This window comes from Anabaena sp. UHCC 0399 (assembly GCF_034931465.1).
Classification (GTDB): Bacteria; Cyanobacteriota; Cyanobacteriia; order Cyanobacteriales; family Nostocaceae; genus Trichormus; species Trichormus minutissimus.
Genome location: NZ_JAYGGZ010000032.1, coordinates 1 through 12403, shown reverse-complemented (window position 1 = coordinate 12403; position 12403 = coordinate 1). Strand labels below are relative to the sequence as shown.

Annotated in this window: 9 protein-coding genes; 4 read left to right on the top strand and 5 right to left on the bottom strand. The window is 39.2% G+C overall.

The features are described from left to right. The first annotated feature begins 103 nt into the window (after nucleotides 1–103). Nucleotides 104–772, top strand: coding sequence for a 2OG-Fe dioxygenase family protein (locus tag VB693_RS17380; RefSeq protein WP_323267347.1), 669 nt, complete (start codon nucleotides 104–106; stop codon nucleotides 770–772). A gap of 158 nt (nucleotides 773–930) precedes the next feature. Here the strand turns inward: VB693_RS17380 and VB693_RS17375 are convergent, their stop codons facing one another. Next, nucleotides 931–2064 (bottom strand): DUF711 family protein, encoded by a 1134-nt coding sequence (locus VB693_RS17375; RefSeq protein ID WP_323267346.1) that lies wholly within the window; start codon nucleotides 2062–2064, stop codon nucleotides 931–933. 95 nt (nucleotides 2065–2159) lie between these two features. On the opposite strand from VB693_RS17375, the gene VB693_RS17370 reads away from it, so the two are divergent. After that, nucleotides 2160–3431 (top strand): tetratricopeptide repeat protein, encoded by a 1272-nt coding sequence (locus VB693_RS17370; protein WP_323267345.1) that lies wholly within the window; start codon nucleotides 2160–2162, stop codon nucleotides 3429–3431. Nucleotides 3432–3654: 223 nt separating this feature from the next. On the opposite strand, the gene VB693_RS17365 is transcribed toward VB693_RS17370, so the two are convergent. Beyond that, the gene (locus tag VB693_RS17365) at nucleotides 3655–4872 is read right to left on the bottom strand and encodes a glycosyltransferase family 4 protein (RefSeq protein WP_323267344.1); all 1218 of its coding nucleotides are present in this window, start codon (nucleotides 4870–4872) and stop codon (nucleotides 3655–3657) included. Nucleotides 4873–6332: 1460 nt separating this feature from the next. Here VB693_RS17365 and VB693_RS17360 point away from each other — a divergent pair. Next, the gene (locus tag VB693_RS17360) at nucleotides 6333–7304 is read left to right on the top strand and encodes a DUF1517 domain-containing protein (RefSeq protein WP_323267343.1); all 972 of its coding nucleotides are present in this window, start codon (nucleotides 6333–6335) and stop codon (nucleotides 7302–7304) included. A gap of 55 nt (nucleotides 7305–7359) precedes the next feature. Here the strand turns inward: VB693_RS17360 and VB693_RS17355 are convergent, their stop codons facing one another. The 3 genes from VB693_RS17355 to VB693_RS17345 form a co-directional block, all read right to left on the bottom strand. Continuing rightward, nucleotides 7360–8685 carry a hypothetical protein gene (locus VB693_RS17355; RefSeq protein WP_323267342.1) on the bottom strand — a complete coding sequence of 442 codons (1326 nt, stop codon included), beginning with the start codon at nucleotides 8683–8685 and terminating at the stop codon, nucleotides 7360–7362. Between the two features lie 210 nt (nucleotides 8686–8895). Then, nucleotides 8896–10062, bottom strand: a complete 1167-nt coding sequence (locus tag VB693_RS17350; RefSeq protein ID WP_323267341.1) for a pyridoxal phosphate-dependent aminotransferase — start codon at nucleotides 10060–10062, stop codon at nucleotides 8896–8898. 288 nt (nucleotides 10063–10350) lie between these two features. After that, a complete protein-coding gene (locus VB693_RS17345; protein WP_323267340.1) occupies nucleotides 10351–10734 on the bottom strand; it encodes a hypothetical protein in 384 nt (127 codons plus the stop codon). A 555-nt stretch (nucleotides 10735–11289) separates the two neighbouring features. Here VB693_RS17345 and VB693_RS17340 point away from each other — a divergent pair. After that, the gene (locus tag VB693_RS17340; RefSeq protein ID WP_323267339.1) at nucleotides 11290–12333 is read left to right on the top strand and encodes a nitrilase-related carbon-nitrogen hydrolase; all 1044 of its coding nucleotides are present in this window, start codon (nucleotides 11290–11292) and stop codon (nucleotides 12331–12333) included. Nucleotides 12334–12403: the final 70 nt, after the last annotated feature.

Sequence of the window (12403 nt, the reverse complement as noted above, 5' to 3'; positions counted from 1 at the left end):
TACTACGATTGACCACAATTTAATAAAAAGTAGCATATACTCGGTGTTATAACCCTCCCAGAAAAAAATCGGGAGATAAATAAAATGCAAGGAGAAACATCCTATGCAACAAGTAGGAGAAATTACAGCATTAGAATACGCTTTTCTATTTACCTTGAGAAAGGTAAATTCTATTAACACAGAAGATTTCCAACCATTCTTTAATAATTTACCCTTAGATCCTTATATTAAAGGCAACTACCGTTTAAGAAGACTGTCACGGGTTACTTTATCCGGGGGGAAATTACATAAATTACCTCATGGTTATCTTTTTCAAAGTAAAGAATATAATCCCTTAGTTGGCGACATTAAAAGAGAGTTTGCTGACATAGAAGATGCCATGATAGAACTTGATAGTTTTCAAAAGCTAGTGCTAGCATTTCGTGATTCTTGTAAACTACATCCAGAAGCAGAAATTGGGGTGCATCAAATTAGAACGACTTGCACGCCTGATAGTTTTGGCAATCCTGCACCTGAAGGTATCCATCAAGATGGTACTGATTTTATTGGGATTTTCTCTGTGAAGCGAGAAAATATTCAAGGTGGAGAGACACATTTATATACGGCTAAGAAAGAAAAGCCTGTATTGAGTAAAATTCTCTATCCAGGAGAATTATTATTAGTCAACGATCATGATTTTTTCCACTTTACCACGCCAATTAAACCCCAAACTGAATCTCAAGGCATTAGAGATGTGTTTGTATTAACTTCTCCCAGCTTATTGACTGATTGAAGGAAGCAATAGTATGTAGGTTAGGTTAAGCACAGCGCAACCCAACACCTAACAAATACTTTAGCAATGTTGGGTTTCCTTACGTCAAACGCCACTCGCCCCAAGCCGGGAGACCCGTCCAAGGCGGTGGCTTCCCAACCTACAATTTATGAATAATATCAATTGACTGCAAATATTTGACAATCTACAAGATAGGGGGAATTGAAATTAGTCATTTCCCCTGCTTTTTTATTGGGGATAGGAAATAATCTGGCGGATAGTGGCTTGTTGAGTTTAAATGCTAAAGTTGTCATATCAATTAATATGGCTGCAATCTGTTCTATGGAAACATCCCCAGGAATCGGTACAGTATCTAATCCACAGCCACAAACTGCTGAATATAATAATAAACTTGTAATATCATAGGTTTGCTCATTGGCTCTAGTTGCTAAACCAATATCTTCACAAACTGGTAGCATTAAGCCAGAATAACCGCAGGTTTTGATTGGTATTTTTTTTAAAACCCGCGTTAACATTCCAGAAATTGCTAAAGTTCCAGGATTGCCAAATTTGCCATCTAGTAATTCTTCATAGGCGAAAGCAATACTACTTTGTTTATCTAGAGATGGTGCAAGAGAGGTGTCTATACCATGAAATTTTATCTCAAATTGAGCAGATATTTTTTCTGCGATCGCCGCCACTTGCTTAACTTCTTGCTCTAAAATTATTTGCAGCTTATTTTCCGCATCTTGAATATCATCAGCTTCCGAAAATGCTTGCATTACCAAATCAGCCAACTCTAACCCAATCGCAAAAGACATTTCACCTACATGGTAAGATGTCGGGAAAAATGGGATATCAGGCTGACAGTTAGCTCCAGCACAGAAGCGAAAATTACCGTAGCCATTTTCACTCTCTTGGGAGATGCGTTTAATAGCTTGGGCTGATTCTCTAGCGTTTTCAAAGTTCACACCTATTTTACTTGAACAGTAAATTATTGATGTATGTTTATTGATTTGAGGAATTATATCTATAGTTTCAGGGGTGCTAGCATAACCAATATTAAAAAAACTGATATTTAAACTTTGACAAAATTCTTCTAAATTTTTAATCTCATTGATAATTTCAACTTTAGATAACCCTGAGAGATATTCTTCCCAGGGGTTAGTAGCAATTCTTGTGGTTTGGACTTCGTAACCTTGTTGTGTAAAAATTACCTTTGCTTGTTGGTTAAAATTAGCAGCTATTTTTAGCTTGTCTGTTTCCTGTGGAGAATCAAGTGATATACCTGTAGTGATAGTTCTAATTTTCATAGTTTAATTTTCTTCGTGATTAGGAATAATTGCAAATCATGGTGAATATTTAAGATATAGGGCTAATAACTAGCTGAGTTGGGTAAACAACAGTGATGAATAACGACTTTTACAATCAGGGACTAGAGAAAGCGAAACAAAAAGACTATGCTGGCGCAATTGAGGACTTTAGCCGTGCAATACAACTAACTCCTTATTATGTCGAAGCTTACTTAAAACGGGGTTTAGCATATTATGACTCAGGCGCAATTCTTCAGGCTGTTTCAGATTACACTGAAGCACTTAAGATAAATGCTGAGAGTGTGGAAGCATACCGCTGTCGGGCTTTAGCAAGACTAGCACTGAAAAATTTACCAGGGGCGTTAGAAGATGTAGACAAGGTGATTCGTCTGAATATTAATTATGCTGCGGCGCATGACTTACGGGGTATAGTGCGGCGCAAACAAGGGTATATTCAAGATGCGATCGCTAGTTTTAAAAAAGCCGCAGATTTATATTTACTGCAAAAAGACACAGAAAATTGTCGTCTGTGCTTAGAAAGAATTAAACAGCTACAACCCGCGCAAAAATCGGTTACACAGCCATTAATTACTAAAAGTGCGCCGATTCCATCTGTTAACGACTATTTTACACAGCTACTCGCAAAAGCCGAAAAGGGCGACACCCGCCAAGCCATTGCTGATTTAAATTGGATATTACAGGCTGATTCCCAGGATGCACAGGCTTATTGCTGTCGGGGGGTGGTGCGTTGCAAAATGGGGAATTATCGAGAAGCGATCGCAGATTTTAACCAAGCCTTACAATTAAACTTTCAAGATGCGATCGTCTATCGTAACCGGGGTAAAGCCCGTTCTTTATTGAGAGATCATCAAGGTGCGATCGCGGATTTTAATCAAGCTATCCAACTACAACCCCAAGATGCCTTAGCCTATGTTGCCAGAGGTAACACCTATCGAGCAATGGGTAATTATCTCGGTGCGATTGCTGACTACGCCCACGCCTTGCAAATTAACCCCAATGATGCCCAAGCTTACTACAATCGCGGCATTACCTATACTTTTTTAGAAGAAATGCAAAATGCTATAGAAGACTATCAAAAAGCAATAAGTATTTTTTGTGAACAAGAAGACTGGGAAAATCATCAACAAGTTTTAGATAGCCTCAAACAAATTCAAAAATCTATTCCTGAAGCTAAACAGCAAAAATTTAACATATTACGTCAGCGACTTTTACGCCTCGTTGGAGGATATTGGGAACTTGCACAAAGATTAATTGAACAGAAGAAAGATTATTATCCAGGGATGACAGAAGAATGGTATATGCAAAAAGTAATCGATGATTTAGAACGCGATATTCGTAATTCATAATACCCCTTCCCTTCTCTATGCTACGGTGTACACACAAGTGCTACCCGCATACATTTCAGAACCTTGACAAAATTCTCAACTGTCATGTTGTAGCTTACTTTGCTACGCAGGCATAAGCCTACTCCGTAGGAGTATGTAGCGACAGCGAAATGTTGGCGTAGCCTCTGCAAGGAGAGAGGCTTTAATATTTTTAGCAATCAGGATTTCAGCCGACGGCGGAAGTTTACTCCCCACTCCCCAAATATAATGAACGATGCAGAGTTCTGCGCTTGGCTAATTCTTTACCTTGGCGGCCAAGCCTGTCGCGCAGTTGTTGGTCTTGACACAATTGCTTGAAGGCTTGAAATACTTCGTAACCCGATTTAGGATTAACCAATAGACCGTTTTCTTCGTGATGCACTACATCAATTAAAGCAGCATGACGGGAAGCAATTACAGGCTTACCAAAATAACTCGCTTCTAGATAGACAATCCCAAAACCTTCTAACGCGCTAGTTGGTTTCTTGGATAATGTCAGCATGGCGAAGATGTCACAGGCTGCATAATAGCCTGCTAGTTCTTGATGGGGTACATATCCGGTAAAGTGTACTCGCTTGTCTACCCGCAATCTTTGCGCTAGAGATTTCAGTGACGATTCACAAGCACCTTGCCCACAGATGATATAGTGAACATCCACACCAATTGTTAAAAGTAGTGGTAGATTCTCAATTACATGGTCGTAGCTTTTTTGTTTTACTAAGCTTCCTACTGAGAGAATGACTACTGCTGTTGGGGGAATATTGTAAGTTTGACGCACCTGTGAACGTAACTCATCTAAATTTCTAGAGTTATTTCCCAAGCCAAATTTTTCTGGCCTAACTACAGGATGAATTACATGGGTGGGTGTTTGCACGCGGAGGGTGTTTCTGAGATAATTTTGTGTTGATGAGCTATTACACACAATGCCTTCGGCTCGTTTCAGAGTGAGTTTAAATAGCGATCGCCACAAGGGATTACGTAAAACACGCACCAAATCCTGACCGTGCAAGTAAATAAAAAAATGCACAGGTAAAATATAGCTCAACAGCAACAACGCTGGAAACTCATAGCCATGTCCCCATTCAATATAGCGGTAGTGATAGCGAAAATAGAGTTTGATAGCTAATACAAATGAGCAGATTAAATTAAAGCAAGGTTGCAAATAGCTGCCAAGAAAACCACCCAGCCAGTATCTAGGATTAGGCCAGCGATATACAGGAAACTGTTGCGCTTGGTCAAATACTTGATCACCTGCACAACTAGCAGTCAAAACAATCACCTGCTCTGGATCTTGTAGACAGCGATTGTAAAGATATTCTCCAATTACTGCTTCCTTCGGCAAAAAAAGCCGCGATATTACTAAAATATCCGGGGATGCAGTTTTTTCTCTGATTTTTGTTGCCAGTTGCGAGACGTGTTCCATGTTGATTTTGATTGATTGACTGCAAATAAGTTGAAAGTATTCAAACTGCAACTAAGGCGAAGTAATTGAAGAATTCAGAATAGACTGCGGCTAGGCTTGCACCGACCTAGGCAAACCTGCACCTACAGAACCCAGTAGTCAAAATTTAAACTCATTGGGAAAATCACTACGTTTGTCCGTAATACTACATACTAACTTAAGTAAATTCACGATCGTAAATAGTCCAACTGCTTATGAAATAAGCATTCGTCCTTTTTATGTTTTTCTTTTTACTTTTGCCTTTTTGTACTACCTCCATTACGTAATTACACAAGCAAGCATTTCTGTGGATGATCGTACTGAAGGATTTACTGACGCTAGTATCTAAATTTTCTCCTCTTTTTTAGTTTTAGCCAACAGGTAGACCCGAAAAGCTAGGTATTTACACAATTTTGTCAAAAATTTTTACAATCCTTCATCAAACTGGCTGTGACTGAGATATCGGTAGGCTTGTTTGGTACTCTCTAATACCTAGTGTTTTGTCAAGTTAGTTTTGAGAGTTTGTAGTCAGCATTTTATTGCTTAGAACAGTCAGGACTTTAGTCGTCTCTATGAGACGCTACGCGAAGACTACGAATTTGCTGATCCATCACTTTCAACTTGATGGACTACTAGGACAATAAGTTGAGAGCATTACAAAGGTTATATCTATATTTTAGAATATGAAACATAGAAAATTTATTGTTGTTTATGTGAAGTGTTGGTTAATTATATGCTTTGTTTTTATTGTTATAAATTTGACTGTTCACCAGAAACAATGGTCATAAATAATTACGGTAATTCGCCAAGTTTCTTGGTGTCTGGAAAGTGAAAAAGAGATAACTATTGCAGAAATTATCTCTTGATTGAGGAAATTATAATTATCATCTTAAAAACGCTATCAATTAACCATTTTGCAGAGCTATGATCCAAGATAATGGGCGATGATAAGGTTTTTTAGCAGTTGGAAACAGGTTTATAGGCTCTCATCAGCATAATCTACCCAGTGTTAAATAATTCATGCTTAAAATTCCATTGTAAATAGGACTTACGCACAAATTACGGAATAACAAACCACAGAGACGCAGAGAACACAGAGAACACAGAGAAATAAGAGTTAGAGAGAGTTTTTGCATAATTGCTGGTAAAAATTAACAGATTTTCGACATCTGACGCACCAGAATAATCTACCCAGACATACTAATCATTAATTAATCCCAAAGTTCCTTCAAAGGGAATAAATTCTGAGGTACGGTTATCCACTACAGAAATCCCCCTACGGTTTGCTGATTCTCTCAGATAAGACGCGGTAGATTGGATATGTAGCCTTACTACCAATCAAACACTCACTGCTGATTATGAGTTGGTATCAGATACACACCTCAACGCTCTGAGTAGAGAAAAAATAATTAAGCAATAGCGTTTTTCAAGCAACTGTGATTATGTCTAAAAAACTACAACAAGCTATCAAACCACTGTTAAAAACTGTCTTTACCCTAGGCTTGGTAATGGTTTTAGCGTTAAGCCATGCTGATGGTGCATTAGCTGCCCGTAGTGGTGGCAGAATTGGTGGTGGTTCTTTTAGAATGCCTTCTAGCCGTACTTATAACCCACGCACCTACGCGCCTCCAGGCGGTGGCGGGTACTATCCTGGGGGTGGTGGTTTTGGCTTTCCTTTCTTGATTCCGTTTTGGGGTATTGGCGGAGGATTTGGCGGTTTATTTACTATCTTAATTTTCTTGGCGATCGCTAATTTCCTAGTCCAAAGTTTCCGTCGTGTCTCCGGTGGTGAAGGAGAAGAAGTCGGCTACGACAGCAACCCTTCTATCAGCGTAAATCGCTTGCAAGTTGGTTTATTAGCCCAAGCGCGAGACTTGCAACCAGAACTTAACCGCATCGCTGAAACTGCTGATACCAATTCCCCAGAGGGACGTGCAGAAGTGTTGCAAGAAACTAGCCTAGCCTTGCTACGCCATCCTGAATATTGGGTATATGCAGGGGCTGGTACACAACAAGCCAAGTTAAATGCGGCTGAAAGTCAATTTAACCGGCTAGCACTAGCAGAACGCAGCAAATTTAGTGAAGAAACTCTCTCTAATGTCAACAACCAGTTAAAAGCAGCCCTTGCTAAAGAAGCTTTACCCTCATCTGGTGAACTTGACAACCCCACTCGTTTAATTACTGAAGGCCCTGGGGAATACATTATTGTTACCTTGTTGACGGCGACACTAGGTAAGTTTGAACTACCAGCAGTTAACAGTGCTGATGATTTGCGTCAAGTTTTACGACAAATTGGTAGCATTCCGGCGGATAAACTCTTAGCGTTGGAAATACTGTGGACTCCCCAAGCTGAAGGCGATACTCTCTCCTCTGATGATTTGTTTGCTGAGTATCCTGATTTGAAATTGGTATGACATATAGAAGCCCGGTTTATTGGAGAAACCGGGCTTCTATATTCCTCAAAAACCCTTAATATTTTTGATGTTCTTTCACCTGTGAAAAGACACGGTAAATATCCAAATTGCCCTGTGAATCGTCAACTGATTCATCCTTTTGCATTTTTAGCAAGTTATAATCTACATTTTCTGCATAAATAGCAAAAGTAATATTAAAAAATTCTATAAAATGAATGACCCATTGACATTCATCTTCTGATTGATGCTGATAGTAACTAATTAAATCGGCAATGCGCGTTTCTAAATGACTCCGAGAATTTTTAGAAATAAAAATAATCTTCAGGAGGATAATGACTAAAGTTAAAGGATGTCCTTGGGAAACTAATAAAATGAATAATTCTGAAGGTTCATGTCTATTTTCTATGGTCAGATAATCAATCAGTTTGTTGCAAACTCTCAGTAATAAATTTCTGTTAATTATTTCCTTATCTAATTGTGGTTTCCACAATAAAAACTTTTCTTTGAAAGATTGCTGCAATAAGGATACAACTGCTTGATTACCAACTGAGAAAAATAAATATTTCTGCAAACTAGTCTTAAATTCTTTCAAGCTTTGATTTTCAGTTTGCTTGAGAAATATATTGGCAAGGTTTTCATGGCTGAATTTACCTTTTTTGACTACGATTCTTTTAATTAAATGCAGAACGTTGTCACCTAAAATACTGGGGTTATTATAACGTGTGCTACTTGATGCAACCGACTGTGAACGAGCTATATACATAGCTAAATCAAACTTATACTTGTCTTTCATCTGTCTGTAAAGTTTGATTGCTGCCTCTTGCTGTTCTTTGGGTTTATCTGTATCTAATGATTGAACAACTAATAAATAAGCAGCATAGCGATCGCTCCAGTGACCTTTGCTATTATGATCATTTTTATAATTATTAAATATTTTCAGTTCTTGATAATCTTGGCTATTAATAAAATTCTCTAGCCATTGTCTATATAAATTTAACTCTTTAAAAGTATTTATGGCTCTAAAATTAGGTAATTCTGCAAATAAATTAATCAGTTCTTGAATATATTTATGTTTTCTTTTAGCTGCCCAATTATTAATTAAAATGTAGCAGCAGCGTTTGAGTGTATGACGAAACTCCTGCTCGTTATTAAACGATACAATTTTCTGAATTGCTGGCACATTATGGAAGTTGCCTGACTTGAGGCAATCAATAAATAACACTTTAAATTCTTGTAAAACATCTTCTGGTGAACAGGTATTTACATTTTCTATGAAGAAACTATAAAATTTATCCTGTAAAAGTGGCAGATTTATCTCTTGAGAGTTTAACTTAACAGTATCTTTATGGAAGAGATTACTAAGTAAAGTATTAGCGGTCATGCAGTTTCTCAAGACTCTTGAGGTTTTTAATTTTATTGTTATTAGCTTACCCCTAACACATAGGACTATCAATCAGTTTATTCAAAGCTACATTAATTTTTTGAGGGATATTGGTAAATTTACGGTGTTGAGTGCTGAGTAATGAGTAATGAGTGGGGAGAATAACGAATAACTAATTAATTAATTAATTAATTATTCTCCCCTAAACCCCTAAATACGGCTGCACACAAACTTTTCTAACCTATCCATGCCTTTCTCGATTGTTGCCAAATCTGTAGCATAGGAAAGGCGAATGTTTTGATCAGCACCAAAGGCAATTCCGGGAATGACTGCTACTTGATGTGCTTCTAACAACGCATCACAAAATTCTAAAGATTTTAGACCTGTTTTACTGATGTCGGGGAACAGATAAAATGCGCCGTCTGGTTTGGCACAACTCAAACCAGGGATGGCGTTGAGTCGATCTAACATTACCTGTCGCCGTTGAGCGAAAGCTTGACGCATCTCTTCCACGCAGTCTTGGGAACTTTCTAAAGCGGCGATCGCACCATATTGAGCAAAGGTACATACATTCGATGTACTATGCCCTTGGATGGTACTGGCGGCTTTAATAATTTCCACAGGCCCGGCTAAATAACCCAGTCGCCAACCAGTCATAGAATAAGCTTTGGCGAACCCATTACTAATTAAGGTGCGCTGAAAAATTTCCTTTCCTAGCGAACCGATGCTGATATGTTCTGCACCATCGTAGAGAATTTTTTCGTAAATCTCATCAGATACGACAAAGATATCTGCATCAACTACTACCTGTGCTAAGGCTTTGATTTCCTCTGGTGTGTACACCATCCCTGTAGGGTTAGATGGGGAATTGAGGATAAATAGCTTGGTTTTGGGGGTAATAGCTGTTCGCAGTTGCTCTGGTGTAATTTTATAGCCCGTGGACGCATCTGTGTTGATAATTACTGGTTTCCCACCTACCAACGTTACCATTTCCGGGTAACTAAGCCAGTAGGGGGCGGGAATAATTACCTCATCACCGGGGTCAATCAGTGCCACCATCAAGTTGTACAGAGAATGTTTACCGCCATTGGTGACAATGACATTCTCCGCTTTGTAATCTAGACCATTATCAGATTGCAGTTTGTGCGCGATCGCTTCCCGTAACTTTGGTTCACCGGCGGCTGCGCCATACTTGGTTTTGCCTGACTCCAGAGCCTTTACTGCGGCTGCTTTGATATGCGCTGGGGTATCAAAATCCGGTTCGCCAGCACTAAAACTACAAACGTCTATACCTTCTGCCTTCATCGCCTTAGCTTTCGCGGCGATCGCTAAGGTTAGTGAAGGTGTTACCTGACTTACTCTTGCTGCCAGCTTCATTATTACTCTATTTGGCAAATCTTTCTCTTTCTTTAGGATATCCCAGAATCTGCCTTAAAAATAGGGGCTAGTGCGGCAAGGCGGAAGTCAAAAGTCCAAAGTTTAATATACCAAGGCTTTTGCTGTTTTGAAATGGTCTGCTTATTTACGCCGTGCTGTACTAGGGGGAGGAAAAACATAGGCTAATCAATCACACCGAGAAAGGAAGGACATCTTTCTTCTCTAGTCTTTAACTCCTCGCTTCCATTTACTTACTGAAAATATCCCCTAAGCTTTATTACGAATAAGTTATTTTTCAATTTCACTACGCTCATAATCGTTAGTTCTAAAAGTTCTTTTGATTGAATTTTTTTGTCGCTTACCTGTACCTATTTCTTTAGGCATAACTTCTGTGCCTCTTTTCCCACTTTCGATGTAATTATCACCTGTAGTTGTGATCCGTGTTCTATCTTTGGTGGTGTAGTAAGGCCTTGTAATTTCTGTGCCTGCTATGTGGCGTTCTCTAGTAGCGTAATAAGGTCTGACTAGTTCTGCCTTGTGGTCTTTGACTGAATAATAACCAGTCGCCTCAACAGAATTAGTCGGCAAGCTAATCAGCCAGATTAACCCTGTTAACATCACTAAGACAATTTTACGCTGCCATTGATGAAGAATGTGCTTGATTTCCAACATTAAAAAAATTCCCTATTCACTCTTCAATAAAGTTAGATAATTCTCCATGCAGCCAACTTCTTTCTCTAGGTTAGTTACGTCTATATAAAAAGTAGTATCACTCTGTTAAAACTAGTCATAATACTAATTGCTGTACCAATTAAATCTTCTAATCAAAATCATACAAAAGCTAGGAACTTAGATGATAAATGAGGCGAGAGAGGGAAAATACAGTCAGATAACATATTTTTTCGTTATTTAATTTTTCCTAAACCAACTAACTTTTTACAGGTTAAACAAGAATTCTGAGGTCATCTTTAGGCGCAGATTAGCCTAACAAGGTCTTGATAATGTTGGGTTTCCTTGCGTCAAACTGATTTAAGCCTCAACGTCTAATTTTTAGAGACATTCCGATGCAATGTCTCTAAAATTTTGAGAAATTCTGACACAAGCAAGATGTTAGGTAAAGAATTAGCCAATAAACTGGTGCGATGGTCTACGACCGACCGGAGGTAGGAAATAATAAGTTTAAAATCATACCATTCATCGTGTCTCTACCCCCCACTCACAACCAGCATGACAGATCAAACTCAATCCCTAGACTCATTTCGGGCTTTAGCATTGCAAGTGACTTGCCACGCAGTCAATCAAGCAAGCGATCGCCAAGAAGTTAGATTACTAATACAAAAAACTATCACCCGCCTAGCAAAGCAAATCGCCGCCAGTATTGCATTTATTGGCTCTGATTGTCGGTTAATTGTCTTACCCGAATATTTCCTGACTGGTTTCCCGATGGGGGAGTCTGTGGAAGCATGGGCAAACAAAGCCTGTATAGAAATTAACGGCTCTGAGTATGAAGCACTCGGTAAAATTGCTCAAAAATACAATATATTTTTAGCTGGAAACGCCTACGAACTCGACTCCAACTTTCCGGATTTATACTTTCAAACCTGCTTTGTCATTGATCCAAGTGGTGCAGTTGTACTGCGTTATCGGCGGCTAAATTCTATGTTTGCGCCTACACCCCATGATGTCTGGGATAAATACCTTGACTGCTACGGCTTAGAGGGAGTTTTCCCGGTAGCGAAAACTGCGATCGGTAACTTAGCAGCTTTGGCTTCAGAAGAAATTTTATATCCAGAAGTAGCAAGATGTTTAGCCATGCGTGGGGCAGAAATTTTCTTACATTCCACCTCCGAAGTTTATAGTAAAAACTTCACCCCCAAAGACGCAGCCAAAATTACCCGCGCTGTTGAGAATATGGCTTATGTAGTCTCAGCTAACACCGCCGGACTTGCGAATAGTCCTATACCCATCGGTTCAGTAGATGGTGGCTCAAAAATCATTGACCATCGCGGCATAGTATTAGCCGAGACAGGTGCAGGGGAAAGTATGGCAGCCTTTGCAGAGATAGATTTAGCTGCATTAAGACGCGATCGCCACCGTCCAGGGTTAAATAATTTACTTTCCCGTCAGCGATTTGAACTATATGCCCAAACTTATAGCCAGTCAAAATTTTACCCAGCCAACACTATGCTAAACCAACCTGTAGAACGCAAGCATTTTATCCAAACCCAGCAGCAAACCATTGAACGCCTCAGTGAGTTGGGGATAATTTAGGGAAAAGGTATAGCGGTTTGACAGACCTAACCCCCAACCCCTTCCCTACAAGGGAAGGGGAGTAAGCCTC

Coding starts and splice junctions, on each gene's coding strand:
- VB693_RS17345 (WP_323267340.1), bottom strand. CDS start 10,734: ATGTTGGAAATCAAGCACATTCTTCATCAATGGCAGCGTAAAATTGTC.
- VB693_RS17360 (WP_323267343.1), top strand. CDS start 6,333: ATGTCTAAAAAACTACAACAAGCTATCAAACCACTGTTAAAAACTGTC.
- VB693_RS17355 (WP_323267342.1), bottom strand. CDS start 8,685: ATGACCGCTAATACTTTACTTAGTAATCTCTTCCATAAAGATACTGTT.
- VB693_RS17375 (WP_323267346.1), bottom strand. CDS start 2,064: ATGAAAATTAGAACTATCACTACAGGTATATCACTTGATTCTCCACAG.
- VB693_RS17365 (WP_323267344.1), bottom strand. CDS start 4,872: ATGGAACACGTCTCGCAACTGGCAACAAAAATCAGAGAAAAAACTGCA.
- VB693_RS17340 (WP_323267339.1), top strand. CDS start 11,290: ATGACAGATCAAACTCAATCCCTAGACTCATTTCGGGCTTTAGCATTG.
- VB693_RS17350 (WP_323267341.1), bottom strand. CDS start 10,062: ATGAAGCTGGCAGCAAGAGTAAGTCAGGTAACACCTTCACTAACCTTA.
- VB693_RS17370 (WP_323267345.1), top strand. CDS start 2,160: ATGAATAACGACTTTTACAATCAGGGACTAGAGAAAGCGAAACAAAAA.
- VB693_RS17380 (WP_323267347.1), top strand. CDS start 104: ATGCAACAAGTAGGAGAAATTACAGCATTAGAATACGCTTTTCTATTT.